17 protein-coding genes and 1 other RNA gene are annotated in these 24079 nt (G+C 57.2%); 16 read left to right on the top strand and 2 right to left on the bottom strand.

The window, feature by feature from the left end; all coding sequences use genetic code 11:
• The first annotated feature begins 32 nt into the window (after positions 1-32).
• Positions 33-488 carry an SRPBCC family protein gene (locus VKV29_RS06680; protein WP_324200528.1) on the top strand — a complete coding sequence of 152 codons (456 nt, stop codon included), beginning with the start codon at positions 33-35 and terminating at the stop codon, positions 486-488.
• A gap of 215 nt (positions 489-703) precedes the next feature.
• On the opposite strand, the gene VKV29_RS06675 is transcribed toward VKV29_RS06680, so the two are convergent.
• Positions 704-2731 carry an alpha-L-fucosidase gene (locus tag VKV29_RS06675; RefSeq protein WP_324200527.1) on the bottom strand — a complete coding sequence of 676 codons (2028 nt, stop codon included), beginning with the start codon at positions 2729-2731 and terminating at the stop codon, positions 704-706.
• Between the two features lie 48 nt (positions 2732-2779).
• Positions 2780-6274 carry a hypothetical protein gene (locus tag VKV29_RS06670; protein WP_324200526.1) on the bottom strand — a complete coding sequence of 1165 codons (3495 nt, stop codon included), beginning with the start codon at positions 6272-6274 and terminating at the stop codon, positions 2780-2782.
• A gap of 831 nt (positions 6275-7105) precedes the next feature.
• Here VKV29_RS06670 and recF point away from each other — a divergent pair.
• The 15 genes from recF to ssrA form a co-directional block, all read left to right on the top strand.
• Positions 7106-8401, top strand: a complete 1296-nt coding sequence (recF, locus tag VKV29_RS06665) for a DNA replication/repair protein RecF (RefSeq protein WP_324200525.1) — start codon at positions 7106-7108, stop codon at positions 8399-8401.
• Positions 8402-8599: 198 nt separating this feature from the next.
• Positions 8600-9157, top strand: coding sequence for a DUF721 domain-containing protein (locus VKV29_RS06660; RefSeq protein ID WP_324200524.1), 558 nt, complete (start codon positions 8600-8602; stop codon positions 9155-9157).
• Complete coding sequence (locus VKV29_RS06655) at positions 9154-10770, top strand: ComEC/Rec2 family competence protein (protein WP_324200523.1); 1617 nt, start codon at positions 9154-9156, stop codon at positions 10768-10770. The genes VKV29_RS06660 and VKV29_RS06655 overlap by 4 nt, the downstream gene beginning before the upstream one ends.
• Positions 10771-11709, top strand: a complete 939-nt coding sequence (locus VKV29_RS06650) for a ComEC/Rec2 family competence protein (protein WP_324200522.1) — start codon at positions 10771-10773, stop codon at positions 11707-11709.
• A gap of 222 nt (positions 11710-11931) precedes the next feature.
• The gene (gene dxs / locus VKV29_RS06645) at positions 11932-13914 is read left to right on the top strand and encodes a 1-deoxy-D-xylulose-5-phosphate synthase (RefSeq protein ID WP_324200521.1); all 1983 of its coding nucleotides are present in this window, start codon (positions 11932-11934) and stop codon (positions 13912-13914) included.
• A gap of 122 nt (positions 13915-14036) precedes the next feature.
• Positions 14037-15359, top strand: a complete 1323-nt coding sequence (locus VKV29_RS06640; RefSeq protein WP_324200520.1) for a 3-deoxy-D-manno-octulosonic acid transferase — start codon at positions 14037-14039, stop codon at positions 15357-15359.
• The gene (gene lpxK, locus VKV29_RS06635) at positions 15356-16504 is read left to right on the top strand and encodes a tetraacyldisaccharide 4'-kinase (RefSeq protein WP_324200519.1); all 1149 of its coding nucleotides are present in this window, start codon (positions 15356-15358) and stop codon (positions 16502-16504) included. The genes VKV29_RS06640 and lpxK overlap by 4 nt, the downstream gene beginning before the upstream one ends.
• Positions 16498-17487, top strand: coding sequence for a lysophospholipid acyltransferase family protein (locus tag VKV29_RS06630; protein WP_324200518.1), 990 nt, complete (start codon positions 16498-16500; stop codon positions 17485-17487). The genes lpxK and VKV29_RS06630 overlap by 7 nt, the downstream gene beginning before the upstream one ends.
• The gene (locus VKV29_RS06625; RefSeq protein ID WP_324200517.1) at positions 17484-18524 is read left to right on the top strand and encodes a glycosyltransferase family 9 protein; all 1041 of its coding nucleotides are present in this window, start codon (positions 17484-17486) and stop codon (positions 18522-18524) included. The genes VKV29_RS06630 and VKV29_RS06625 overlap by 4 nt, the downstream gene beginning before the upstream one ends.
• Positions 18525-18532: 8 nt before the next feature.
• The gene (locus VKV29_RS06620; protein ID WP_324200516.1) at positions 18533-19597 is read left to right on the top strand and encodes a glycosyltransferase family 4 protein; all 1065 of its coding nucleotides are present in this window, start codon (positions 18533-18535) and stop codon (positions 19595-19597) included.
• Positions 19588-20682, top strand: coding sequence for a glycosyltransferase family 4 protein (locus VKV29_RS06615; RefSeq protein ID WP_324200515.1), 1095 nt, complete (start codon positions 19588-19590; stop codon positions 20680-20682). Before VKV29_RS06620 ends, VKV29_RS06615 begins: the two co-directional genes overlap by 10 nt.
• Before the next feature lie 88 nt (positions 20683-20770).
• Positions 20771-21478: an endonuclease III gene (locus tag VKV29_RS06610; protein WP_324200514.1), complete on the top strand. Its 708-nt coding sequence runs from the start codon at positions 20771-20773 to the stop codon at positions 21476-21478.
• Positions 21465-23045 (top strand): long-chain fatty acid--CoA ligase, encoded by a 1581-nt coding sequence (locus tag VKV29_RS06605; RefSeq protein WP_324200513.1) that lies wholly within the window; start codon positions 21465-21467, stop codon positions 23043-23045. Before VKV29_RS06610 ends, VKV29_RS06605 begins: the two co-directional genes overlap by 14 nt.
• Positions 23042-23560, top strand: a complete 519-nt coding sequence (locus tag VKV29_RS06600; protein ID WP_324200512.1) for a hypothetical protein — start codon at positions 23042-23044, stop codon at positions 23558-23560. The genes VKV29_RS06605 and VKV29_RS06600 overlap by 4 nt, the downstream gene beginning before the upstream one ends.
• Positions 23561-23938: 378 nt before the next feature.
• Positions 23939-24079, top strand: a transfer-messenger RNA (tmRNA) gene (gene ssrA, locus VKV29_RS06595); the annotation flags it as partial.

Raw genomic sequence — 24079 nt, 5'->3', positions numbered from 1 at the left:
GTGTACCTGCTTTGAAAAGAGGAACAACATACATGCCCCAACGCCTGTTTGTCTGCCAGATCAACGCACCCCTAGAGCGCGTTTGGGAGTTTCACAACAAAGTGGACTCCCTCCTTCTCCTCACTCCGCCCCTACTGCGACCCCGCATTCTAGGACAACGTCCCCCCATGCAACAGGGTGCACTCTACCTTATCCGCGTCTCCCTCCTCGGCTTCCTCCCCATCACCATGAAAACACGCATCGTGGAGTACAACCCACCTCACAGTTTCACCGACAGGCAGGAGGCAGGGCCGTTTCGCCGATGGCAGCACACCCATCGTTTCGAGGCCCTTAGCCCCCATCAAACCCGCCTTAGCGACCTGGTGGAGTACGAACTTCCTCTCGGAGGGCTGGGAGCGAGGGTGGAGCGCATGGTTGTGGGGCGCAGGGTGGAGGCGTTGTTTGCTTACCGGCATCGGCGGACGAAGGAAATCTTAGAGACCACATAAAAGCAGGGCAGCAATCCCCCCAATTGCTGCCCTGCACTTGGCTCCAGCTCCGCACGAAGTACCGGTCTCCCTATCCGGTCTGCGGGAGCGAGGCCTCCCTGGCCTCACGGTCGTCCCCCCAACGCACCGTGCGGCCGATGTACAATGATATTATAACACAGTTAGCCAGATTTGACAAGAGTTTTGGGAAACTTTTTCAAAAAGTTTTTGACTCTCTAGGAAGCCCCTTTCTCGGGAACAAGCCGCACCTCAAAGAGGTTTACGGCTTTCCAATGGGCAGCATCGGCGGCGCGCACGGTAAGCTCATAATCTCCGGTATGTGCGACGGTAAGCGTTCCCACCGGCATCTCTTTGGCATCGCCCCAGCCACCGGTGGCGGGCACCGCCAGGGTAAAGCGTTTATCGCCTATCTGCAGCGTAATGGCCGAGGGAGCCACCGCCGAAACGCGCGCCTCTAGGCGATAAACGCCGGCCGGCAAATGCACCTTCCAGGAAACCCAATCGGCAGGATCGTCCCAGTACCCTATATCCGACTCACCGTAGCTATTTTCTATCTGTATCTGATTTCCGTGGAGTTGGGCGTGTTCGGCATCGAGCCGGAGGCCGTTGGCGGTGATGGGCAGTTGGGGAGCTGGACGGAGACCCGTTATCTTTAGCGTATAGGCGTAGTCACAGGGCTTTTGAGAAGGAAGTTGAACTACAAGCGCGTCCGATGTCTGTTCCCAGTGCAATCGAGCCGAACTACCGAGCAGTTGAATAGAGCGGACGCTTCCCGTGGCGAAGCGCGCATCGGTGCCGAGGGAGCGGATGCGCACCACACCGTCCTGTGGCCATGCCATAACGATGGCATAGAGGGTGTTGCCCTTTGTTGTGAAGCGAATATCCTCCGGCGTGTAGGCGCTGTGGCTGGTATCGCTAAAAGCGCCTCCTTTGACTCTCGTGGGGCCTTCTCCATAGATCACCCACGGACGGGTGCCGTAGATCGCCTCTCCGTTTATTTTCAACCATTTGCCCATGTTCAACAGAACGTCCACCTCTTCCTGAGGGATTGTGCCGTCCGATTTCGGCCCGATGTTGAGTAGGAGGCATCCGTTCTTGCTCACAATGTCAACAAGTTCGTGCACAACCTGCTCTGGGGTTTTGAAATCCTGCTGAGTTACATAGCCCCATGAGTTATTTGAAATAGAGGTATCGGTCTGCCAGAATCGTGGTCGAATCCCCTCCATTTCACCTCTTTCCAGATCGAGCACGGCAGCTTGTGGGGGGAAAGCGGCGTACTTGTAGTTAATGACCACCCCTTTGTGCCACTGTGCTGCACGGTCGTAGTAGTAGGCCGCAAAGCGCTGCAGATAAGGCCGGAAAGCGGGCGTGTTGATCCACCAATCGAACCAGACGATTTGTGGATGGTACTTATCTACTAACTCGCAGTCACGTGCGAGCCAGTCGTCTAAGAAGGCTTTGGTAGGCGGCACGTTCTCCGGAGCCGCAGGGCCGTAGAGGGAATAGTACTTGGGGTCTCTCACATCCGAATCGAACTGCATTCCTCCATTGTAGAACCACCAGTGCTCCTCCCGATGGGTAGAAAGTCCAAAAATAAGCCCCTCCTTGCGCACTGCCTGTGCCAGCTCGCCGATGATGTCGCGCTTCGGCCCCATTTTGGCGGCGCACCAAGTGGTGAGATCGGAGTCGTACATAGCGAAGCCATCATGATGCTCCGCAACGGGGACGACATACTTGGCACCGGCCGCCTTGAAAAGCTTCGCCCAGGCCATCGGGTCGAACTTCTCCGCTTCAAACATCGGGATGAAGTTTTTATAGCCAAACTTATTTTGCGGCCCGTAGGTGGCAACATGATGTTTGAAAGTGGCGCTGCCTTGAAGATACATTTCCCGTGGATACCATTCGCTACCAAAAGCAGGAACAGAGTAGACTCCCCAGTGAATGAAAATGCCCAGCTTAGCGTCTAGGTACCATTTTGGAATCTGATAGTGGTCTAGAGAGACCCAGTTCGCTTGAAACGGACCGTGGGCAATGACCTCGTCGGCAGTTCGTAGAATAGCTGCAACCCGGTCGGGATACATGCTCTTCCACTGCAACCAGTAGGGCTGCGAGGGATCGATAAGTTGGGCTTGCGATGATGCCCCTCCCTGTCCCCAACCAAGGCAGGGGATGAGAAGGAGTAAAGCGGCGACACCGATCGCGAACCATCTTGAAATAGAATACAAACGTCGTCTAGATGACATGGTTATTCTCCTTGGTTCAATAGCTAGCTTTTGCCTTGAAAGTTGCGTTTAGTTCACCGGAGTGGCTTGTAGGGCAAACGTGTAGCCGGCCACATCTGGGTCGTTAGAGAGCAGAACAAAGTCGGCCCGCACGGCCAAATTGGGTAGGGCCGTTAGGGTGAGTGTGTGGATTCCGGCCGTTAAACTTACCGTTCCTGCCAGTCGCGTCTGGCCGTGGAGGCTATCGTCTCCGGCGACGGGCTGGCCATCTACCTGGATTTGGGCAGGGGCGACTTGTTCTCCATGGAGGGCACGATAGAAAACCCTATAGGTTCCCGGCACCTCGATGCGGAAACGCGTGCTGATGCTTTTTCCCGCGGCCACAAAGAGACAGGTGGGGCCGGGGCCACCGGGGCTGCAGTCGGATGAAGTACGCGGTTTCATGCCGTTGGGCTGCGTGAAGCCTTCGCACTCGTAGAGCAGCTCCTGCGGCGGTGTGCCGAAGTAGATAGCACCAATGCTGTGCGGGGGTAGGCGGAGTGTCCACTCGTTTTGTAGAGGAACGGTCACCTGGTCTTTCCACATGGCGAAATCTTCCGGGGGGATGACGATATGCTCCGTCTTCTCTGTGTCGGTGGAGTTGTAATAGAGAATTTTGTCGGGGAAGAGAGTTGCATAGACCCCGTCCGCAGCATCATCTATCGGCAGAGCGTCTTTCCGGCCGGGGTCGATCTGGCTCAGGTGGTAAATAGCGAAACGAATGACCTGCAGATAGCCTTTGAGGAGATCGCGGGTCGCAGGAAAGTAGATGGTTAGCCCCTTGCCATAGCGTCGCACCCAGCTTTGGGATGATGTAGGTGAGGTGAGGTGACTTAGGTCAATATAGGAGCGGATGCGGCCGGGAGGCACAGGCGCTTTCTCGATGATCTCCTCCGGGCTTTCCGATCCGGCCCCCTCCAGCGCCATCACACCCACCGACTCCACGTGGATGCCCAAAGGGCCAGGCCCAGCAGTACCTGTTGCGCTTTTGGGCGGCAGAAAAGTTTGCGAGCGAAATGTGAGACTGACCAGGGCAACGCGATCCTGCAGGTTGTCCTCAAAGAGGTCGGTAGGTAGCAAAAAGCGATAGCGCACATCGCCTACAGTGTCAAGGTCGCCTAGCTTCCGGCCGTTCACCAAAAGTTCATGTTTGAGGTTTGCTGCCTCCGGTGGAATGCTGGCATGGACAACCAACACATAGCGCTTCTGTACATCGAGCGGTAGGCGCACCGTGGCCGTCTCACCCGTCCACCTTCGTGCGGTTCCCTCGTTGGTGTCCGGCTCGGCCCACTGCCCCTCTAGAAATCCGGCCATTTCCGGGTCTCCCACGGGAATGCGGTAGGTGCTAGGTAAATCGCCCAAATAGCGCTCTCGCATATAGGCGGGCTGTAGGTCTTGGACATACCCAAACAGGTCTTTAAACCAGGAGATATCGCCGCTAAAATCGGTCACCTTGCCGAAATCGTAGGCGATGAGCACCCCGCCGTTGTTTACCCACTCCTTGATTTTTTGTAGGGTCTGCGGCTGGCAGATCGTCCCCTCCCATAGGGCAAGAATGCGGTAGTTGTTGAGACAGCCATCGTCCACCATTCGATCGTCCACGATGTCGAAGTCGGCATAGTCTCTAAGTTCGGCGCAGGCACGTGCGAAGGTCTCGTTGTAGCCCTCCTGAGGCCTTATCTCCTGCGCTTTCGCCGGATAGAACATGGCCACATCCACGATGGGCCGGTCAATCTGCAGAAATCGCCCGTAACGATAGTAGACGTTCCTGTTGGCATCGGAGAGCACATTACTCGCCCAGTCGAAATAACCGGCAGCCCCTTGCGATGCGGCCTCATAGATGCGTGCCACCGTTTGATCGGGTGTAAGGCTCCCCGGTGTGGCTATCCACAGCGGGGCTCCATAGAAGCGGCAGGCACTTCCTAAGCGCCCTAACTCTGTGGCCGCATTCTGCGCAAAGGGCTTGGCGCCACCATGATACGAAAGCACGGCGGCATTGTAGCGCGCTGCCAACTTGGGGATAAGGCTGTTGTCGTTTCCACCGCGTAGGTCTTCATCGGCGAAGCCGGCAGGCAGCAGTAGGAGGGTATTGGGGAAGTTCTTTCGGGCGGCCTCTAGGTTCCATCGAATGGCTCGCCCCACGCTATCGCGATACCACTCGATGAAATCGAGGTAGTGTTGACGATCGGGAAAATCGGGCGGGTCGTAGAGATCGGAGGGATAGGCAATGTCGTCGGTGCTTTGGTAGTGGGTATGCCATGCCGCATTCAGGGCGCTTAGCGTGTGGTACTTCTCCAGTATGGACTTGCGGAAGTCGGCCTGAGCTAAGGGGTCGGCGCACCAAAAACCGAGGTGGTCATGCGCATTTCCAAAGCGCTTAATCCAGTCCTCCCGCTGTTCCGGAACCCGTACCCTCCCGCCAGTCAGCAGACCTGCCTGCCCGTAATCGCCGTGAACGCCTACGCAGAGCACGTTAAGAGTACCGGCGTCGGCGCCTGCCCCCTGCGGCTCGGCAGCCTCCCCAAACTCCTTGGCTAAGGCGGCATAGCCCTGCTCAATAAACGTTTTCCAGGTGGGGTCCCATGGCGAGAAGGCCTGCACCGGCAGGTGATGCTCCATGCACTCGATGCGGGTAAACGGCACCTTCTCGCGATACCACGGGGGTGGAAAGGCTTCATGCTCGAAATAGCTCCAGTCCAACCCAAGGCGATGAGCCGTTGCGCAGGCCTGTGCGGGCACCGTCCAGTTCCATTTGCCAGGGGCTTCCTCCTCCGTAGAGAGGTTATCCGAGTTGGATTGGAACAGCGTGAAGCCGGCATTGGCCACGAGCTTCATGTCGTCCACACTCGTCATGCTCGACATCATGGGCATACGCGCTCCAAGCGGGCGCGGAGCCTGGTAGAGATCGGCGCCCTGAGGAAGCCCTTGAGCGAGGTCCCAAACACGCACGATGCGGGAGTAGTCGAAAGAGAGTGAGCCGTGCAGCGGCCCCCATACTCCTCCTCCCACCGGAGCGACGACCAAGGCGTGCTGCCAACCGGCGTCGTTCAGCTTTAGGGAGTTCCAAGCGATCGGTGGATGCCGACTTACCCGCACGTTGCCGTCGGAGACCAGGGTAAGCACGTTGTTAGGGCTTATCGTTACCACCAATTTGAAAAGCAGCCCACCCGGCCCGCGTTGGTTCTGACACTCCACTGCCAGTAGGTTCAGCCCTGTATGCAAGTAGGAAGTCACATCGAAACTTCGCACGGTCGTCCAGTCATCCCCTGTGGCCACGGGCTTGCGACTCTGGTTGATGTAGGCCTCGAAAGCATCATCGGCCGTTATATAAAGCACTGCGGAGGTCGGGCGACGTGGTAGGCGAAAGCGGAGCCGGAAAAAAAGCGTTTCCGGAGGATGGTTTCCATCCGGGCTCCATATCCAGCTCCATCCCTCCGGGCTAGACTGACCTGCAACCGGCCAGAGCGTTAGGAACAGGCCGAACAGGAAGAGCACGGGCAAAAGGGCTTTACGGGTGCAAAACATAGTTTGGTGTTCTTCTTTCTCTCGGCAAAATCCTGCTTTGAGGGGCTTCATGCGCTTGAGTCATCGTTTAAAAAACCTAGCGCCTCTGCCAAGAGATTACGGAAAAAGCTCATCGGAGGGCACCAAAGGGGGCTTATTGGCTCAGTTCAAGGGGGGTAAAGAGGCCTGGTTCGGAGGCCGATAATTGGGTTAGGAAGCGAGATTCTGGGGTGAACGAAGTTTTACTCTCATTTTCAGCTAAATAACAAAACTATCCACCAAAACCTATGCAGTTTTCCACCAAAATTGGCGAGTTTTCCACCAAACTAGCAAAACTATCCACCAATAACCAATAAACCAAAATACGACATAATTACCCTATTATGAGACAAGGAAAGAAAAACTATATTAAGAAAACGTCGTTGTACAACAAAACTATCCACCAAAACCTCAAAAAAACGTTTTTCGGCCTAATTTTTGGGCCGAAGTTTTCCACCAAAAATCGGCAGTTTTCCACCAAGATCGGCAGTTTTCCACCAAGTTTTCCACCAAAAATCGGGCATCTTGGTGGAAAACTGGGATAGAAGTGAGTTGAACTATGTCTACATTTACGAAGTTAAAATAATGTGCTTTGAGTTGAAATAAGCGTAAATAACGAAATTTTAGGAACACAAAGGAACAGTTTATTACAAAGTTTTCCACCAAAATGGGGCGCTATAATAATAACAGTAAGATTCTTTTTATATATAATAATAGTGCCAGTCCTATAAGAGCGCAGGGAGACGCAAGCGAGACAGCCAAAAACGGCATCCAAAACCTGTACCGTCGCATTCTGCTACAATTACTGTTGCTATGCACATCCGTCGCCTGCACCTAACCGATTTTCGTAACTATGCCGAACTCACGCTCGAACCCGCAGAGGGCCTCAACATCCTCTACGGCAAGAACGCCCAAGGCAAAACCAATGTGCTCGAAGCCATAGCGCTTCTGGCAACCACGCGCTCCATGCGTGCCGGACGCGACTCGCAGATGATCCGCACCGGCACAGAGCAGGCTCACATCCATGCCGAGGTCGTTCGAGAACGTGAAGGGGAAGTGGAGCTGTTTCTAACCCTCTTTCAAACCGACCGCAAAAGCGTGCAGATCAACCATCTCAAGCGCGAACGTGTGCTCGATTTGCTCGGCCAGTTCAACGCTGTTTTCTTTGGGGCATCGGAACTTGCTATCGTCTCAGGCGAGCCTGCCGACAGACGTCATTTTCTCAACATGGGGATATCGCAGATCAGCCCGCGCTATGTCTACGATCTCGGTCACTATCGTCGCGTGCTGGAACAGCGCAACCGCCTGCTGCGCGATTTGAGAGAGATGCGCCTAGCGCGAAAGGATTCTGGGCTGGAAGTATGGAATGAACAGCTGGTTCGCTACGGAACGTCGCTTATCCGAAGGCGTCTGTTCTACATCGAGCGTCTCATCCCTTTAGTGGCCCAAATCCATGAGGAGCTAAGCGAGGGGAAAGAGCGACTCGAGCTGCGCTACCAGTCCGGAATCGATCTCGCGTCGGATACCGCTCTGGGAACACAGGAAGCCGGCACTGCAATGCTGACCGCCGAAGCGTCTGCCGAAAAGGTCTCGCCCTTTACGGTTGTGTACGATGCGGAGGAGAGGCAGCTTAGGAACCTTTTTGAGCGCCATCTGCAGCAGATGCAGGAGGAGGAGCTGCGAAGGGGCACAACCCTTATCGGCCCGCAGCGCGACGATCTCGTCTTTCTGATCAACGGTGTGGATGCCCGCATCTACGGGTCGCAGGGGCAGCAGCGCACGGTGGCTCTCTCGTTAAAGCTTGCGGAGTTTTGCCTTATGGAGAGTTTTGTGGGAGAGCCTCCCGTGATGCTGCTTGACGACGTGATGAGCGATCTTGACGACGTGCGGCGCCGCAGGCTCTTGAAATGGATTCAGGGACGATGTCAGACTTTCCTTACCTGCACCAACCTGCGGAGTTTTCCAAAAGAGGTGCTGCGGGATGCCGCCGTCTTTCAGGTGAGGGCGGGAACCGTCTGTTTTGAAGGGTTCGGGGCGCATCTCCAAAAAGAGGCACCGGAACGGTCGGTATCGGAAAGTGCCGTGGTTTTGGAGAAAGAGGCGCAGTAGGTGGCCTTGCGCCGTGTTATGCAGCGGCCTACCCTAGCGGAACGGCCGAGCCGACAGTTTTAGCATAAGGAGACACCACAGAGAAAGGAGGAGTGCGATTCCTCTGTGTGTTGAAAGCCGAAGGTTTCGCGCGCATTCCCTATGAGGCGGCCCGATAAGTCAGACGATCCGTTCATTCCTTTGCTGAGAGGAGGTCCTTTGGCGGAAGCGCTCATGCAGGCCATCGCCCCTTTAGAGAGCGCGCCTCTCATTCGGCAGAGCCTTGCCTTGGTCTGCTGGCCGCGTGTGGTGGGGGAGCAGGCGGCCAAAGCCTCGCGTGCAGAGATGATCCACAACGGGGTGCTTTTTGTGCGCACCCGCAGCTCCACCTGGTCTCAAGAGCTGGTCCTTCACAAACATAAGCTGCTGCAGAAATTAGCACGGCTGCTAGGCCCCGGCGTCGTCACAGACATCGTGTTTCGCGCACAGGGGGTGGACGGAGAGGACCCCTCCTTTCCTGAGGAGGAGCCGACGGCAGAGGAGTTACGCCAGGTGGTTCTCACCGATGAGGAGCAGGAGCTGTTGAGGGCGCGCCAGGCCGCCTTAGAAAGCATCCCGAATCTGCGCGTGCGCCAGGCGATATCGCATCGGCTCGAAATGGAGGCGCGGCTCTACCACTGGCGTTTGGAGCGCGGTTGGAAAGCCTGTAAACAGTGCCAGGTGCTCCATAAAACGCCCTATGCGCTCTGCCCCCTCTGTAGGTTAGAAGAGCCGTGAGGCCGCGCCCCATCGCCTACATCGCGGTCAGCTTCACAGCCGGGGCAGGAATAGGCCTTCTATGGCCTCTAAACGCCCTTTTTACGGCCTTTACCGCGTTTTGGGTAGCTTCATGCTGTCTTTTCTTTTGGCGCCGCTCTGCGGGCATCCTAGCGGCTTTTATGGCCGTGGCTTTCCTCTTAGGGGGCCTTCGCGCCCATACTGCGCGACAATCTCAAACGCTCGCACAGGCATCCCTTCCCTTGCCCAATAGCGGCCTTGTAACCCTCCAGGGAACCCTCCAAACCGATCCAGAACTCCTTCGTACGGCCAGTCACTTTCGTTTGCTACTGGCCGATGTGCAGGTGGAACGGCTTCTTAACGGCCTGCACGGCTCGTGCCCTGTCTCTCAAAATATCCGCGTTTACCTTCCGGTTCCTCCAAACCTTATCACGCTTCCCCTTTACGGCGATCGCATCGAGGTGCACGGAAAGATCGCCCTCTCCACACCGCCTCGCGATCCGGGCTGCCCTGCCTGTTACTCCGATCCAGACACAGACTCGCGGTTTGTGCTGATAGCACGAGACGACTCTGCATGGAGGCTGCTTCCCCCGCGCCTTCTTCAAGCGCCCTTCCAACGCTGTGCTCTCTTCCTTCAGAGGCGTGCTCTTGCCGCGATGAAAGCCTCTCTTCCGAATACGGAGGCCGAACTGCTGGGCGCTCTGCTCTTTGGGAATCGCAGGAACCTTGCGCCGGCGCTGGCCTCGTCCTTTGATCGCACGGGCGCTACCTACCTACTTGCAACGGCCGGCTTACACGTGGGGATGTTCGCGCTCCTGCTGCTTTGGATGCTCCAACGGGTTGCAGGAGCGCCGCGCAAAATGGCGCTGCTTGTCACCGTGTGTGCCCTTGGCTTGTTTGTGGTTATGGCAGGCGGACGCCCCGCCGTGCTTCGTGCCGCCACAATGATTGGGCTTTACCTAATAGCCCCCCTCTTTGAACGTGAGCCGGACTTCACCGGGGCGCTTTGTGCTTCGGGGTTGCTGCTGCTCTTTTGGAATCCGCAGATGCTGCTCACACCAGGGTTTCAGCTCTCTTATGCCGTCGTCATCACCATCGCGCTCCTTGCGCCGGTCATCGAGTACCCTCTCAAACATCTGCTCCAAAACCGCCTTCGCAAAGCCTCCAACGGGGGGAAGGACACCAGCTTCGAGCGGATGCTAATTCCCCTAGGGCGTTTTCTCTACGCCACTCTCTTCCTCTCGCTTGCTGCCCAGATCGGCGCCACTCCTCTGGTGGCCTATCACTTCCACACACTCTCCGTGATAGCGCCCATGGCCAACTTCTGCCTGCTGGTTATCGCCCTGCCGCTTCTCTTTTTGGGGTATGCGGCCGTTTTAGCCGCCGCCGTCCACCCTCTTCTGGCGCGGCCGTTCCTGCTCGGCATCTCCCCTGGTCTGAAAGCCCTTATCGGGCTATCGGCACTATTCTCAAAACCCCTCTGGGCCGAACTCTCTGTAGGCTCTCCACCGGTCGCCCTTATCGCGCTGCTCTACGGGCTTATCTTGGCAGGCATCCTTTTCCTAAGGCACACCGTACCCCTAGGCCGATTGCCGGTCGAAGAGGAGTTTTAAATGCGCTCCCCTTCCAAAATTACCGTCCATAGCTTGGCGCTCTCCATCGTGATGCGAACCTACCTTCTGCTGCTCGTTCTCCTATTGAGCCTTTGCCTGATTCTGCTCGGTTGGGGGGCTTTCGCTCGGTGGGGTAAAAAGGGCCTCCGCGTCTATTTTCTCGATGTGGGGCAGGGCGACGCCGCCGTTATCGCTACACCAAGCGGCCGGATTTTCGTGGTGGATACCGGCCGTGACAACGAGGAGACCGGTGAGGATATGGGACGTGAGGTGGTGATCCCTTTCTTTCATGCCGAGGGGTTTACCCACATAGACGCCATGATCCTTACTCATCCCCATGCCGACCACATCGGAGGGGCTGCCACTCTCCTCGATGCCTTTCCCTGCGATGCCCTCCTAGATAACGGGCAAAACGAAAACTCCGTTGAGGAGGCAAACTACGTGGCTGCCGCATCCCGACACCATGTGCCACGCATAACGCCGTTTCCGGGGGAGCAAATAGATTGTGGAGATGGAGTAACTTTGCACTTTTTGGCACCTACACCCGTCGAGCGATCCGGAACACCGAACAACGCCAGCGTTGTGGTGCGTGTGGACTACGGCAGGACACGTTTCCTGCTCATGGGCGATGCGGAAGCGCCGGAGGAGGCCACCCTGCTTGCCGATGGTCAAGCCGTAGGGTGCGACGTGCTGAAGGTCGGCCATCACGGCAGTGATACCTCAACAACCCCCAATTTTCTTCAGGCAACCCATCCGAAGTTTGCTGTTGTCTCGGTGGGAGCGCATAATCTCTACGGTCATCCTTCCCCGGTCGTGATAGAGCGATTGACGGAGGCCGGGGTAAAAACCTATCGGACAGACCAGAACGGCGCCGTGGAGGCCGTTTCTAACGGCTCTGAAGTCCGTATGGTCGTGCTCTGTAACCATACCGTACGTTGACACCGTGAAGACAAAGAGGTAGAATCATCGTTTGTACTCTGAGCGTTGTCGCCGTTGCGTGTTGTCGGTGCCTTCCCCTTGAAGTTCTCTGAAACTCTGCCCGTACAGTGAGGAGGGAGGCGCACGACACATCGTATGAATCGTGTATACTTAGAAAAATCTGTCTGTTATTAAGGCGAGAGTGTCGGCTCCTAGGTTTTGGGGCCGCGAGGAATAAACACTATGTACGAGATTCTTTCTCAAATAAAAAGCCCTGATGACCTCAAAACGCTTTCGCGTGACCAGCTCAAACAGGTCGCCCGCGAGTTGCGTCAGGCCATTGTGGATCATCTTTCACAAACGGGAGGCCACTTCGCTTCCGATTTGGGCGCTGTGGAGCTGATTCTCGCGCTGCATACGGTCTACTCCGTTCCTAAGGACAAGATCATTTGGGACACGGGGCATCAGTGCTACGCCCACAAGATGCTGACGGGGCGCCTCGATCGCTTCAGCACACTGCGCCAATACGGAGGCATCAGCGGCTTCCTCCGACGTGAGGAGAGCGAGTACGATCTGTTCGGCGCAGGGCATGCCGGAACGAGCATCTCGGCGGCCTACGGCTTCGCCGTCGCCCGTGATTTTGCCGGAAAGAGCAACGAGGAGCATGTGCTGGCCGTTATCGGCGACGCGGCCATGACGGCAGGCCTGGCGCTGGAGGGGTTGCACAATGCCGGCCATAGCGGGCGAAACTTTGTGGTTGTGCTCAACGACAACGAGATGTCCATCGCCGAGAGTGTGGGGGCGCTGGCCAAATACCTGGCTAAACTGCGCGTCACGCCGCTCTATCAAAGCCTTGAGAGCCGGACAAGCGGCTTGCTAAAGCGTATTGACAAAACCCCCGGGCAGGTTGTTTTCCGAGCGGCCGGTTCCGTATTAAAACACAACCTAACCCACCTCGTCTCCACCGAGAACTCCGGTGTTCTCTTTGAGCAGCTCGGCTATCAGTATATCGGACCGGTGGATGGTCATGACCTCGATCTGCTTATAGACCTCTTCACGGCCATTAAGAGCATCAAAGGGCCCGTGTTTGTGCACCTGCTTACGGTGAAAGGGAAGGGCTATGAAAAGGCCGAGGAGGATGCCCGCAAATGGCACGCCGTAACCCCGCCCATGTTCAAAGAGACTGCGGAAGGCACCGCTGCGGGCAGCAAATCGAGCGGCCAGTCTTGGACGAACTACTTCAGCAAAACAATACTGGAGTTGGCTGCGGAAGACCCAAAGATCGTGGCGATAACCGCCGCCATGCCGGATGGCACGGGGCTGACACCGTTTAGCAAGCAGTTCCCCGATCGCTATTTCGACACGGCCATCGCGGAGCAACATGCCGTCTGTTTTGCGGCAGGGCTGGCCGCCGAAGGCATGAAACCTATCACGGCCATCTACTCCACCTTCCTCCAACGGGCCTACGACATGATCCTTCACGATGTGGCCATCCAGAACCTGCCCGTTCTCTTCTGCCTCGATCGCGCCGGACTGGTAGGCGACGACGGCCCAACCCATCACGGCGTCTTCGACATAGCCTATATGCGCCCCATTCCCAATATGGCGCTCCTGGCGCCGAAGGATGGGCCGGAGCTGGTTCAGATGCTGCGCTATATGGTGCAGGAGCATGTGGTTGGGCCTCATGCAGGGCCTATCGCCGTGCGCTATCCACGTGGGAATGCGCCCTCTGTGGAGTGGCCGGTAGAGAGCGCGCCCATCGAATATGGGAAGTCGGAGGTGTTGCTTGACGGAGGCGACATCGCCCTCTTTGCCTACGGCAATATGGTGGTGCCAGCCTTCGAGGCCGCAAAAACTCTGCGGGCGGAGGGGATAGACGCCGCGCTTATTAACCTGCGATGGGCAAAGCCTCTGGATGCAGAGACCATCCTGGCCTATGCGAAGAAAACCGGCTGCATTCTCGTGATGGAGGAAGGGGTTGTTCACGGCGGCGTTGGATCGGCCATCCTCGAGCTGTTAGCAGAGACCGGAGTAACGAATGTGAAGGCAAAGCTCTTTGGGGTGCCCGACAAGTTCATTGAACACGGCGCCATCCCCATTCTCCACCAGCTCTGTATGCTAACGGCTCACGACTTTGCCGCTGCTGCTCGCGATCTGTTGGGCAAACCGCAGCCTGAACCCGTGGCCGTCGCTCAGGAGGCCCGCCACGAATCGCTCACAGCCTAGAGGGCCTGTTGACCTTATAGAACCCGCTGCAAGCCACCGCATGTAGGGGCGGGTTTCAAACCCGCCCCTACATATGGAAACCGAGCGCGGAACGGAGTGTTTGAAAGGGAGGAAGGGGCGGATTGAAAAACGGCAACGCTACCTACTATCGCTACAACCTGTTGCTTGCTGCCGCCTCACCCCTTCTCGCCCTCTACCTGGCACAACGTTTCCTTTCAGGCAAATCGCGTCCGGGCTGGCCTGAACGCTGGGGGCGCCTACCCTCCTTTAAGCCTCTTTCCCCGAACCGCATATGGGTTCATGCGGTGTCGGCCGGAGAGGTTGTGGCAAGCCTGCCGATTCTGCGTGCGTTAAAAGCAAGCTTACCGGACTATGCCCTGTTTCTCAGCGTGATCACGCCGGCCGGCTATGAGGTGGCCGTAAAACAGGCCTCGCCGTTACTTGAAGGGCTTTTCTACGCCCCTTTCGATCTGCCTTGGGTAGTACGGCACGTCGTCCGAACGCTGCGCCCACAACTCTACGTTAGTTTGGAGAGTGAGCTATGGCCCAATCTCCTCCACACACTAAAGCGCCAAGGGGTAAAGACGGCTCTCGTCAACGGCAGAATAACCCCACGAAGCTTTGAACGCGCGCGCCGCTTCGCTCCGGGCCTGTTCCGATGGATGCTCGGCCACGTAGACCTTCTCCTGATGCAATCTCAAGCCGATGCAGAGAGGATATGTGCGTTGGGAGGAACATCCATCGAGAGGCGTGTAAAGGTGGTGGGAAACACGAAATTCGATCAGGAGATACAACCTCTCGACAGAGAACGGCGAGAACAGATGAGAGCCGAATTGCGATTGCCGTTAGAGGCACCGGTTTTCATTGCCGGCAGCACGCGAAGCAGCGACGAAGAGAGAATTGTTGTGGAGGCTTTCCTGCAAATGAAGCGGCGCCTTCCCTCCCTATGCTTGGTGGTGGCACCACGTCAACTGAACCGTGTGGAGGAGACCCTGCAGATTCTCCGCCAAGCGAACCTAAACCCCATGCGGCGCACATCTCCTAATGGCTCTCTAACCGACTGTCTTGTGCTCGATACGATGGGAGAACTGGCGGATGTTTACGCGATCGCCAATGTCGCCTTCATCGGCAACACGTTTCCTCCGGTCGTTCAGGGAGGGGGTCAAAACATTTTGCAACCTCTTGCACACGGCATACCTGTTCTCCACGGGCCTCACTACGCCACGATTCGGGCCGAAGTGGCATTGGCAAATGAGGCAGGTGTGGCCTTTCCGGTGACAAGCGCCGAGGAGTTAGCAAACAAGGCGCTGCAGCTTTTAGGAGACACTTGTCTCCTCGAAAAACTGGCTCAGCGTGCTGTGGCACTCATTCAAGCCAATCGTGGGGCCTCGCAAAGATGTGTTGAGGCCCTAATCCCTCTGCTGGGGGCGGGGGCCTCTCGATGAAGAAAGAAAAGAGACCCTCAACCACAAAGTCTTTAGAAGCCTACGTGCTCTCCGTTATACGTGGCCGCCGTGGGTTCGTGCCGCTCATTTTAAGAGGCTTGCTGCTCGTGCTGGCGCTTCTCCACCGGCTAGGCCTCGAGTTGTACCTTATGGCCTATCGTGTAGGCCTACGGCGGCGCACCCGTCTTCCGCGACCGGTGATCAGCATCGGTAACATCACCGTGGGCGGCACGGGGAAAACGCCCACCGTCCACACGCTTTGCCGTCTGTTGAAGGAAGAAGGGCTTCAGCCTGTTGTGCTAAGCAGGGGCTATCGAGGAAAATTCGAGCACAGCAGCGCTATCGTTTCGGATGGTCAAAAGGTTCGCTTGGGCGTTCAAGAGGCCGGAGATGAAGCCTATCTTCTAGCACGGAATCTGCCCGGTGTGCCGGTTGTTGTGGGCAAAGACCGTCGTGTGACGGGGGCGCTGGCCATCGGCCAGTTTCAGCCGGATGTGTTGGTGCTAGACGATGGAATGCAGTTCTGGCAGCTTCACCGAGACCTCGAAATTGCGTTAGTGAACGCGCTCAACCCTTTCGATAACGGCTGGATTTTCCCCCGCGGTCTGTTGAGGGAGCCACCCTCTCACCTCCGTCGCGCCCATATCGTTTTGCTGACCAACGCGGGGCGCTTGGCGATCGAGGCTTTGGAAGCCCTTATGACGCATCTCCGCCGCCTCGTGCCGGGCAAGCCGATCTTCACGGCAGACCCCGTTCCCGGCCAACTTCGCTTTCTCGCCGACCAGGTCTATGTGCCGGCACAATGGCTTGCCGGGCGGCGTGTGGTGGCCGTTTCGGCTATCGCCGACCCGACGCTTTTTGAAACCATGATCGGCGAACTGGGCGGTATACTGGCTGCGAGCTTTCGTTTTCGCGATCATCATGTGTATACTCCTAAAGAGATCGAACAGGTGATGGAAAAGGCATGTGCCGTGAATGCGGAGGCCGTTATTACCACCGAGAAGGATGCGGTGAAGCTAATGCCCTTGCGCTCTGCACGGCCTTTGGCCGCTTTGCAGGTGAGCATGCATATTGATGCGGAGCACGAGTTCATGACAGAGGTACTCAAAGCTGTGGAGGAGGCACAGGGAAACAGGCGATGGTAAATCCGGAAGCTGCCCTCTCTCCGCTGCCCATGAAGAAGCGCCTTACCCGGCTGGCCGGGCGCGTTGGACTGCCTACGGTTGTAGGCCTTTTTCGCCTGCTTCCCTTACCGGCCGCCCGATGGGTTGGACGCGGCGTTGGGTTCCTGCTCTACGGTGTCTTAAGGCGCTATCGGAACACGGCGCATAAGAATCTGGCGCTCGTCTACCCCGACCTGCCGACGAAAGAACGGCGCCGCATGGCGCGCGCTGTTTTTCTTCATTTCGGCATGGCGGTGGCCGAGTTTGTAAAGTTGCCTCAGCTCGACCGCTCCGCCATAGACCGCATGGTCGTGGTTGAGGGCGAGGAAAATTTGCAGAAAGCCTTGGCGGGGCAGCGAGGCGCCTTCATCATTACAGGGCACTTCGGTAATTGGGAGTTTTTGGCGCGATGGCTGGCCACTCACGATTACCCCCTCAACGTCATCGCGCGAAGATCGGAAGACCCTGAAACCGAGAAGCTGCTCACCAACACGCGGCTCCAAAGCGGGGCGAATGTGTTCCGGCGCGGTGAAGCCGTGCGACCGGTGCTGCAGTCATTGCGAAAGAACGAGCTGGTAGGCATTCTTCCCGACCAAAATGCGGGCGATGTTGTGGTACCCTTTTTCGGGCTTCCTACAGGCACAACGGACGGCCCGGCCGTTCTTCATCTCCACACCAAGGCGCCCCTCCTTTTCAGCTGGTGTACACGACGTGAAGATGGGCGTTTTCATATTCTGTTTGAGCCGCCGGAGGTCTATGAGCCGACAGGCGATCGCTCTGCCGACATTTTGGCCATCATGACCATGATAAACAGGCATTTAGAAGACCAGATTCGCAAAAACCCCACGCAGTGGCTCTGGTTGCACGATCGGTGGCGTGCCTCTCCGTGGGTTTTTGAAAGGCGCGAGGGAGTGCCAGAACACCCCAATTCGGCTGCAGAACGCCTTACAGGAGAAGAGCGGTGACGTCGGTCTCTCCGGTAGTGGATATGCAGAACGTCGAGCGCCTTTTGGTGATCAAAATGAGCGCTCTCGGCGATGTGGCACGAACGGTGCCAACGGTGGATGCCATTCGTAAGGCATACCCGCATGTGAAGATCGGTTGGGTGGTGCGCAACGGATTGGCCGATCTGCTCGTTGGGAATCCCTCTATAGATGAGTTGTTTATCGCCCCTCGCGGAATAAAGGCCATTATGGCCATGTGGCAGCCCATCAGGAGATTTCGACCGGATGTTACCCTGGATATGCAGGGGCTGTTCATCAGCGGCTGTTTGGCGCGTCTTTCAGGAGCCTCTCGGCGATTTACTTGGGAGAGCGGGCGCGAGTTCAGCGGCCTCTTGACGGGAAACCCTATTGTCGCCGCACCCGAACACCTCAACGCGGTGGAATGCCTTTTTAACTTTGCGCGTCTTTTAGGTGTGGAGAGACTGCCGGAGGAGCCGCCGGCCTATCTCACGCGCGATCCGGCGCTTATCGCGCGGGCAGAAGAGCTATTGGAGGGCGCACCCTCCCCACGAATCGGGATGCATATAGGCGCCTCGGTGCCTAATAAGACGTGGCCACCCTCCCATTGGGCACGTCTGGCCGATCGGTTTTTGGAGGCCGGCTATAGTGTGATTCTGTTTGGAGGCAAGGCCGAAGCCACGGCCGATAAGGAGATCAGAGACCAGATGAAAGGGCGACCCCTCTCCCTCGTGGGGTGTACCACACCGCGCGAACTTGCCGCCGCCATCAGCCGCTGCGATCTGTTTCTGGGAGGTGACACCGGCGCCACCCATATCGCTAGTCTGGTGGGAACGCCCATTGTCGCTCTCATGGGACCGACCGACCCCAAGCGCTTCGGACCCTATGGCGCACAAAATACCACTCTCCATCTAGGTCTCTCTTGTAGTCCGTGCTATCGTCACCCAACGTGTCATGGGCGCTACGACTGCATGCGCGGCATAGAACCGGATTGGGTCTACAGGGTCTGTAGAGAACGTTTGAAGCATTTTGGATACTAAGGATAGCTATGCGAGTTCTTCATCTTATTACGCCCTCGCATGTGGGGGGCGCGGAGCTTTTAGTGCTTGGCATTGCACGCACCCAGATGCAGCAGGGGCATGTTGTTCGTGTGCTGACGAAACCTCATGCGGCTTACGAAAGCAGGGCGCGTAAAGAGGGAGTAGATTGTGTGGCCGTGCCGATATCGGGCAAATTCAATGTGCGTGCGCTGCGGGTTTTACGGGAGGCCATTCTGCAGTTCAAGCCGGATTTGGTATGTACCCACCTTTCCAGTGCGACGCTATGGGGTGCTTTGGCCGCACGGTGGTGCCACATCCCCTGTGTGGCGATGGTTCATGGTTTCAACACGGCTCTGTGCTACCGGTTTGCTCCCCTGCTTGTCTGTGTTTCCGAGGCCGTAGCCGCGCATATGGAGCGCCAGGGGCTTCCACGGGAGCGCCTACGCGTGGTGCATAACGGCATAGACCCGGCTCCTTTCGAAGAGGGGCCGGTTGCCGAGTTGGGCGATGTTCCCTCCGAGGCGTTTTGTGTGGGCGCGGCGGCGCATCTTTCCCCTAAGAAGGGCTTTGCCGAGTTGGTGGAGGTGGCCCTTCAATTGGAGACTGCCCACTTTGTGATCGCCGGTGAAGGGAGAATGCGCCCTTGGCTAGAGGAGATGGCACGAGGCCCTTTGAAGGGGCGTCTTCATCTGCTAGGGTTTTGGGAAGATATGCCTGCCCTTATGCGACGCTTCACGGTGTTCTGTTTGCCCTCTCAGCGAGAGCCGTTTGGGCTGGTGGTGTTGGAGGCCATGGCAGCGGGGAAGCCGGTGGTGGCCTTTCGAGCCGGAGGGGTTCCGGAGATCGTGATAGAAGGGGAGACCGGCCTGCTGGCGCCCGCAGGCGATGTGCAGGCGATGGTCGAATGCTTGCGTCGCCTTCAGCAAGATTCGGCCCTCTGCAGGCGGCTTGGCACTGCCGGTAAAGAGCGGGTAAGGTGTTGCTTTACGATGGATCGTGCGTTCGCTAACCTCCAGCGGGTTTTTGACGAGGCGGTGGCCTGCCATAAGGCCGGGACGGCCGTATGCGAATAATGGAGATCATCTCCGGCGTGGGCGTTAACGGGGCTGTAGTTCACTGCTTGTTGCTCACGCAAGAGCTGGCCCATCGGGGCAACGAGGTGATGCTGGTGTGCCGACACAACGCCTGGATCGGCCAACAGTTGGCACATACCCCAAACGTAACGGTCGTTGAAAGCGATATGCACCGTTGGCCACCCGATGAGCTGCGTCGGGTGGCCACCCTGGCGCGAGAGCAAGGCATCGAGGTCATCAACACACATATGTCGCGTGCCCACAACTTCGGGGTTTTTCTGGAGCGCTTTAGCGGCATTCCCTGCGTAACGACGGCACACTCTCACAAAATCCATCCCCATTGGTGGTTTGCTCATCACATCATCGCCGTTTCCGAACAGACTCGGCGCTACCACCTACGGTTCAACCGGGTTCGCGCAAACCGCATTGATACCGTGCATGGCTTCGTGGATGTGGCCCGCTTCCGCGGGTTCGATGCTCTCACGCGCTTGCAAACCAGAGCCGCCCTCGGTGTGGACGAAGAGACCTTCTTGGTGGGGGCTATTGGCGATTTTCTGCCGCGTAAAGGGCAGCTCTACCTTATTCGGGCTTTGCCCCAGCTTCTGGAGCGAATACCCCGTTTGCGCTTGGCGCTTGCCGGCAGCGTTCGCACGGAGAGCTATTATCAAAAGGTACGTCGAGAAGCAAACCGGCTCGGTGTGCAGGAGGCGATTCTTTGGCTTGGCTACCGGCAGGATGTGCCCCAGCTGTTGGCGGCATTTGATGTCTACACGTTGGTATCGCTAGACGAAATGTTTCCGGTGGCCATACTCGAGGCGATGGCGGCGCAAAAGCCCATTGTGGCCACGGCGGTGGGAGGCACACCGGAGTGCGCCGCCGAGCCGGATTCGATCTATCTCATTCCTCCGGCCGACCCCCAAGCGATTGTCAAGGCGCTTGTGGAGCTTTACGAGAACCCCCAAAGGAGGGTTGAGCTTGGCAAGCGAGCCTATGAAACGGTGTGCGCCCATTTTACGGTGGAGAAACAGGCTCCTAAAATAGAGGCCGTTTTTCGTAAAGTGGTTGCGACGGCAAGACGGCCTTAAGCGGCCGGGAAAAGATCGGGCAGCAAACCTAGGTTTTGGACTGCCTTTAGGTAGAATGTGCATTATGGAGGCTCAAAAGAACCCTTTGATGTCTTTAGAAGCACGCATTCGCGAGATCGTGAATCGTCTCGAAGCGTGCTATGGCGTTCCCAAATGGCAACCGAGGATGTCGCCGTTGGATGAGCTTATCTCCTGCATCCTCTCGCAACACACCTCCGATGCCAACTCGTTTCGCGCCTTTGGCAAATTAAAGGAGCGCTTTCCTACTTGGGAGGCAGTAGAGAAGGCGCCCACGAAAGAGCTGGCCGACACCATTCGCAGCGGCGGTTTGGCGGACAGCAAGGCGGCGCGCATACAGGCCGTTTTACGCACACTGCGTGAAAAAGTGGGGGGTTATACCCTCGATCTTTTGCAGCAGATGCCCGATGACGAGGCCCGCCGATGGCTTATGGCCCTGCCCGGTGTAGGGCCAAAAACAGCTGCCATCGTGCTCTGCTTTGCTTTGGGGCGCCCGGTTATTCCCGTGGACACGCACGTGTTTCGCGTGGCCTGGCGCCTAGGGCTTATTGAGAAGCGCATTGGCGAGGCCAAGGCGCACGATGCCCTGCAGGCGCTTGTGCCGCCCGAACTCATCTATCGCTTTCATGTGGCCCTCATCGAACATGGGCGTCGTGTATGCAAGGCTTCGCGTCCCCGCTGTGAGGTATGTCCCCTAACCGATTTATGCGCTTATTATCAAGAGAATTCTGTTCTGATGTCGAATCTAGGAGAGAAGAGGAAAGATGCTGCTTCGTGAACTGTTAGAAAACGGTGCCCAACGCCTACCGGAACGGACGGCCCTTATTTTTCGTGACCAGCCCATCACCTTTGCGCAGCTTTCCGAGCAGACACGCCGATTGGCTGCCGGCTATGCCGCGCTCGGAGTGGAAGCCGGCGATAGGGTAGCCCTCCTCCTACCTAACAGCCCGGCCTTTATTATGGGCTACTATGCTGCAGCCTATTTGGGGGCGGTATCTGTGCCCGCCAACCCGATGCTAAAACCGCCTGAGCTTGCCTACATTTGGGGCGACGCCGGGGTGAAACTTGTGCTCACAGCAGAACCTCTGCTGCCCAATGTGCTTGAAGCCCGTAAGGAGCTTCCGGAGTTGCATCACATTGTATGCCTTACAGGAGCCTCCGCTCCGGCCTCAACCTCGACGCCGATCTCGCCTCAATCCGTGCCCGGCCTCATCCTCTTCTCCGATCTGCTTACCCACGAGCCGCTATCCTCCGCGGCATTGCCATCGGTTCAGGAGGAGGATTGTGCGGTTATCCTCTACACGTCGGGAACGACAGGGCATCCCAAAGGGGCCATGCTTTCGCATCGCAACCTCACCCGCAACATCGAGCAGGTGCTAGGGCGGCTTCAGTTTACCCAGGAAGATAGGCTTCTCACGGTGTTGCCGCTGTTTCATGCCTTTGCCGGAACGGTCTGTATGAACCTGCCGATGATGGTAGGGGCGAGCAGTGTGCTGTTAGACAGCTTTTCGCCGGGGAAAGTGCTTGAATCGGTGGCACGCCATCGGGTTACCGTGTTGCCGGCCGTTCCGGCCATGTTCTATGCGTTGCTACAGCTACCGCCCGATCCCACCCTCGATCTTTCGAGCCTGCGGTTTTTGGTTTCCGGTGGCGCGCCCCTACCGGTAGCGATGTTGGAAGCGCTTGAGAAGCGTTTTGGCGTGCCCGTTATCGAGGGCGACGGCCCAACAGAGTGTAGCCCGGTTACCAGTGCCAACCCGCTAGAAGGCCCACGAAAGCCGGGCAGCGTGGGGCCTCCGCTCCCCGGCGTGGAGATCGCCATTGTGGATGATGAAGATAGGCCCCTACCCACCGGCGAAGTGGGCGAGATCGTGGTGCGTGGCGATAACGTGATGATGGGCTACCTCAACCAGCCGGAGGCCACACGGGAGGCCATGCGCAACGGATGGTACCACACGGGCGATCTCGGCCGTTTAGATGAAGATGGCTATCTCTATATCGTGGACAGAAAGAAAGACATGGTGATTACGGCCGGGCTGAACGTCTACCCTCGGGAAGTGGAGGAGGTGCTTATCACCCATCCGGCTGTGGCGGATGTGGCCGTAATCGGGCTGCCGGATGCCCTACGCGGAGAAGAGGTCGTCGCCGTGGTGGTGTGCAAGGAGGGGGTGAGCCAAGAGGGGCTAGATCGCGAGCTGATTCGCCACTGTCGGGCACGGCTGGCCGACTACAAGGTGCCGCGTAAGGTGTTCTTCCGCGACAGCTTGCCACGTAGCAGCACCGGCAAGGTGCTGAAGCGCCTTCTGAAGAAAGAGATGGAGATGCAGGTAGGAGAACAGCCTTGACCCAAGACGAGCCGTCCGTCCAAAACACATTAAAGGCCGTAGCCCATTTGGAATGGCTAGATAACCTCGCCCATATCGCTGTTGCCGTGCTGTTTATTCTGGCTGCAGCTTCGGTGCTGCTCTACAGCTTCGGCCTATTCCTCTTGCAGGTGGTGCACATCGCCATCGGTATTCATACGGCGGGAATGAGCGCCCAACATGAGAACAGCTTCCTCCACATCAGCCTGGAACTGCTGAGCGGGCTGCTTTTTGCGGTTATTCTGTTGGAGCTGCTACGCACCATTCTTACCTATCTCATTGCGCGTTCGATAGAGGCCACCCTTAAAGAGTTTTTGCTGGTAGGCATTATCTCGCTCATTCGGAAGATACTGTTGGTGGGGGCGCAGGCCTCTCTCTCCACCGAAGGGCAGCATGCCTTTGTGCAGGAGGCTGTAGGGACTTTGGTGAGCGTGCTGGCCGTGCTGCTGCTCATAGGAGGGCTTATTCTGTTAAAGCGGTTCTACGAACGCACCTAACCCGGCAAAAAAAGAGGCCGAAAGCCTCGAGCTATAAAGACTTTCGGCCAAACCTCTCCGATGTTTTAGAGAAGGAGAGCATAAGGGGTTATCCCCTAACGAGCTGCTAGCAGTTTAGACAACGAAAAGCCAAAAATGTTTGAGGTTTTTTGAAAGGAGCCTAGATGCGGTCTTCATTAACTTCTGAACAGCTGTACGTGGCGTCGCCGAGATTGCAGATAACAGCACCCCCATGCCTTGAGCGGGAGCTCATGACAGGTACGGTAAGAGCAAGCTACCTGTTTCGGCTTGTGAGTGGGGCGTTAACCTATTTCCGCCCTAGTTAGGAGCGGGCGGAACATTTCCGCTTTTTGGACGGTATATGTATTGATAGAAAACGGGGGTGATTGGTGTCGACCTAGTCGATGCCGTCTTTGGTTGCGAGCCGAGGTGCCGCAGGCCTCGTAAAAAAGCGGCAAAAAAATAAACGCGAACACTCAAAACTACGCGCTCGCGGCTTAATTAAGCCGCCCGTCCATC

It is taken from the genome of Chthonomonas sp. (genome assembly GCF_035294165.1).
In the GTDB taxonomy this organism is placed as follows: Bacteria; Armatimonadota; Chthonomonadetes; order Chthonomonadales; family Chthonomonadaceae; genus Chthonomonas.
The sequence above is the reverse complement of the archived record's forward strand: the minus strand, read 5'-3'. Positions and strand labels throughout refer to the sequence as shown.